Annotated in this window: 4 protein-coding genes; all 4 read right to left on the reverse strand. The window is 44.2% G+C overall.

What is annotated here, in order from left to right:
- Nucleotides 1–321: 321 nt before the first annotated feature.
- Complete coding sequence (locus ABF463_RS14155) at nt 322–1,911, reverse strand: recombinase family protein (protein WP_415534631.1); 1,590 nt, start codon at nt 1,909–1,911, stop codon at nt 322–324.
- Between the two features lie 203 nt (nt 1,912–2,114).
- On the reverse strand, nt 2,115–2,306 hold the full coding sequence (locus ABF463_RS14160) for a hypothetical protein (protein ID WP_415534633.1): 192 nt from the start codon (nt 2,304–2,306) through the stop codon (nt 2,115–2,117).
- Nucleotides 2,293–3,378 carry a DUF927 domain-containing protein gene (locus tag ABF463_RS14165; protein ID WP_415534637.1) on the reverse strand — a complete coding sequence of 362 codons (1,086 nt, stop codon included), beginning with the start codon at nt 3,376–3,378 and terminating at the stop codon, nt 2,293–2,295. Before ABF463_RS14165 ends, ABF463_RS14160 begins: the two co-directional genes overlap by 14 nt.
- Nucleotides 3,379–3,425: 47 nt before the next feature.
- Nucleotides 3,426–3,817 (reverse strand): transposase (locus ABF463_RS14170; RefSeq protein ID WP_415534635.1); only part of this gene is annotated, 392 nt, incomplete at its 5' end.

The raw sequence follows: 3,817 nt of genomic DNA on the forward strand, positions 1-3,817 counted from the left end.
CTTTACAAATGGAGATGTTACTTTTTGTTTTTACCAATACCTAAAATTGTTTACATATTCAGCAGTTTATCCCAATTGTCATATTGGTAGGTTACCACTTCATTGCCGGTAATGTAAATTATTTCTGTAATGCGCTGGTTCCCAATTGGAATTTACTAACTTGTGATAACCTACGGGACATGGAAAGATAAAGCCATACAGCAAGCCAGCAGTCTACAAGTATTGTAAGCGATTGTTACCGCGATTTCAAAGCGGAATTTATCAGACAAAAAAAGAAGCAACCTTTCACTTGGAAGGCTGCTTCTTTTTTCTGGCTTGAGATTATGCCACGCTATATTTCCCCTGTATGGTCTTGGTATCCTCTTCGGAGTGTAGAATCAAGGAATCACCCTGTGCCGGTGTTATGGCAAGCCGCATGGTCACCTCTACGCGGTCATGGAAGACCACCACACGCTTGACAAAGGACTGAATGAATTTCTTGCATTCCGGTATGTTCTTGGCTTGGACAAAATCGCGGAACATACCAATCATTTTTCGCAGCATAGGCTCTGTAACAACCGCCCGTTCTTCCGGCACATGGATTTCAAAAAGCTGTGTTTCACAGATGGCTTTCTGTTCATCCAGTTCCGTCATTTTTTCTTTAAATTCCGGCTGCATATAACCAGATGCAATCGCATTGACAATGTTTTGAATTTGCTTATTAATGTCAGCCAAACGCGCCTGCATGACTTCCGTATCTCTAGTGTCACTGGCCGTCTTCTTCGCCTTGTAGTCATTTAGCATGGCAAGCAGGCGAGGAATGGCCTCCTCATGGAAGATCATGCGCTCCAACTCAGATAACACGAACCCCTCTAGGTATTCTTTGCGTATTTCCTTGTTGGTACACGCTCTGTTATTTTCACGATAGCAGCATTTGTAAGAGACATATTTGGTTTTATGGCTCCCTCCAAAGCGCCGGTTTCCGCTCATGGCATGTCCGCATTCTCCGCAAAATACCAGCCCACTAAGCAGGTAGTTCTCTTTAGCTTTATAGCTGCCTGCCTGATGCCGGTTGGCTTCCATGCGCTGCTTTGCTTGTCTAAATGCATCTTTTTCGATGATAGCAGGCACTCCTCCTTCAATACGAATGATATCTTCGTCCTTTTTGGGGATATGGTTGTTGCGGGTACCATCAAATGTTTTGCTGGAAGACCGGTTGTAAATAAAAACGCCACTATACTTTTCATTAGCTAAAATCTCATGCAGGCTATTCTTACCAAACGGTTTTCCCTTTTTTGTCTTGTAACCCTTAGCATTTAAAATGTTCATAATTTTCTCATAGCCACAACCCTCGTTATAGAAGCGAAAAATATCACGGACTGCCATAGCTTCGGCCTCGTTGAGCACATATTTTTTTGTCACCGGGTCTACATCGTATCCCAGCAGTGGGGTTCCACCCGTATGTCTACACTGCAAGGCGGATTCTTGCATGCCTTTTCGCACTTCCCGAGCCAAATTTTTGCTGTAATATTCAGCCATGCCGGACAGCACCGATTCCATCATCACAGATTCCGGACTGTCATCCAGTCTTTCCGTAACTGAAAAGACCATTACGCCATTTCTACGCAATTTTCTTTTATAAATCGCGCTGTCATACCGATCACGACTGAACCGATCGAGCTTATGCACCATTACAACGTCGAACAGATCCAGTGCGCTGTCCGTGACCATCCGCTGAAATTCCGGTCTACGATCTGTGGTAGCCGACTTAGCCCGGTCAATATACTCCTTGACCACCACAAACCCTTCCTCCGCGCAATATTTCCGGACAGCCCGAATTTGCGCGTCGATTGATTCGTCCCTCTGATTATCGCTGGAATATCTAGCGTATATTGCCACTTTGTTTCCGGAACTAGCTTTGCGCTTTATCATATCATTTACCTCCGATTTTCACAAGAAAAAGCCAGCTGCTTATTTAGCAACTGGCTTTTTCAGCATCCAGAACCCTAAGTATGATGATATAATATATATTTGAGCACCTTGCTTGATGCTCTTTATCACGCCCGCCGAAGGCTTATTATTTTCAAATTAGTAATGATCACGGCTTGATTTATCATCGTATATTTGCCATTAGATTAGATTACAATCATTTGTGCCAGAACGGCCAATACCGTTTCCACACAGTCATTCATTTCAAATCCTTGGACGCTCACTTTATTTGTAACTTCGACAGTGCGGGTTACTCCAAAGGCCCCCATAAGCTGTAAATGTTTGCGCGATACCCGCGCTGTAATTTCCGTGTACCGATTATAATTATAATTTTTCATTATCCCGTACCCCCACATCGGAAGCTGTCACGGCATCTTCCTCAGTAGGAACACTAGGCGGTATTATTTCATCAGCATCATTGAATTTTGCCACATATATCGGCAATTGCAGACCATTAGGGATAAGCTTCCTTTTTCGAGTGATACGCCCCTCTTCAAAACTCAGCCTCCCGTTATTCTTCCATTTTATTAAAATCGATTTTATGGAAGTAAAGCTTCCGCGGCGCATAATCCTCTCAAAGTTCTCTGGAAAAACATTCACCTCAAACGATCCATCATGGATACGATCAATGCGCCCCCAAATTTCAGATGGACAGTGGAAACGATCTTGATCGTCCCCCATGCCTTTTTTTAAAAAGTGATTCCAATTGGACAGAATCTGCTCTTTAAAATACTGGTACGAGGTTTCACCCAAATCCGATTCCCTGTTAGCACGCACCTCTTGATCCAGAAGAAATTGTAAAATTGCTTCCTCATCCAAATCAAGCTTTAACGCAGACTCATTGATACAATGAACGGTTTCCATGAGGACGGCCAAATGCCACGCACGCCTTTCCACAAGATTGCTTGTAAGGCCCTTTGCCTTCAACATAGTCTTTACTTCCTGCTCCTTGGTTTCAATTTCATTCAGAACATCAGGAAGCCTCGGCAAGATATATTCGACAAATTTAGGACCTGCATGTCCATGGTTGGAAAGGATACCATTTTTGATGGCATCGGCTTGGTTTCCACTGCTTGTCCAGGAAACATCTGAGAATTCCAAAAGCCGCACTTGCAGTCCCTCATATTTTTCAGATTGTTGGAGCGGACTGAATTCACCAGTCATGATGATCGTGGTAGTCCATATCCCCTTGTCTCTAAAACCGCCCATGCGATTCAGTCTGGCCTTTTCAACTCCCGTTCCCAGCATATACAACAGGCCATGGAAACTGTTCGCTTCGGACATCCCGATTTCATCAAACAGTACAGGCAGGCCATGATTTCCATCAAGCTCTTTTAACATGGCGTTGAGGGTGCTATTCCATGTGTGTGCCAGCCCATTCGGCGCTCTTAAATTGGGATTTGACCATATCGGGTAGTGTCAATAGAAGTTTGCAATTTCACTCCGAAAAAAATGAATTATGCGGCTGAGGAAAAGGCTTCTCGAATAGACTCTACGCTGAAATACGCTCTTGCATCTGACCAGTCCTCGGCGTATTCCATCAAGTATGTGGCAACGAGCCGGACGTAGGAATCGGGATTAGGAAAAATACCAACCACCCGGGTACGTCTCCTGATTTCCTTATTCAGCCGTTCCAGCATGTTTGAGCTTGCGATTTTTCTGGAATCCAGCGCCGAAAAGGCATAGAATTGAAGCGAATCCTCAAGACCGTCTTCAAGAATTCGAATAGCATCCGGAAAGCGTTTCTCATATTCCTCTGTCAAAGAATCAGCCCGCTTCCGGGCAGTTTTTGCATCAGGCGCAAGCCAAATCTGCTTTAAGTCAGCTGCAAAACTTTCCTTGCTTTTGT

The sequence above is a fragment of the Ethanoligenens sp. genome (assembly GCF_047718355.1).
Taxonomy (GTDB): Bacteria; Bacillota; Clostridia; order Oscillospirales; family Ethanoligenentaceae; genus Ethanoligenens.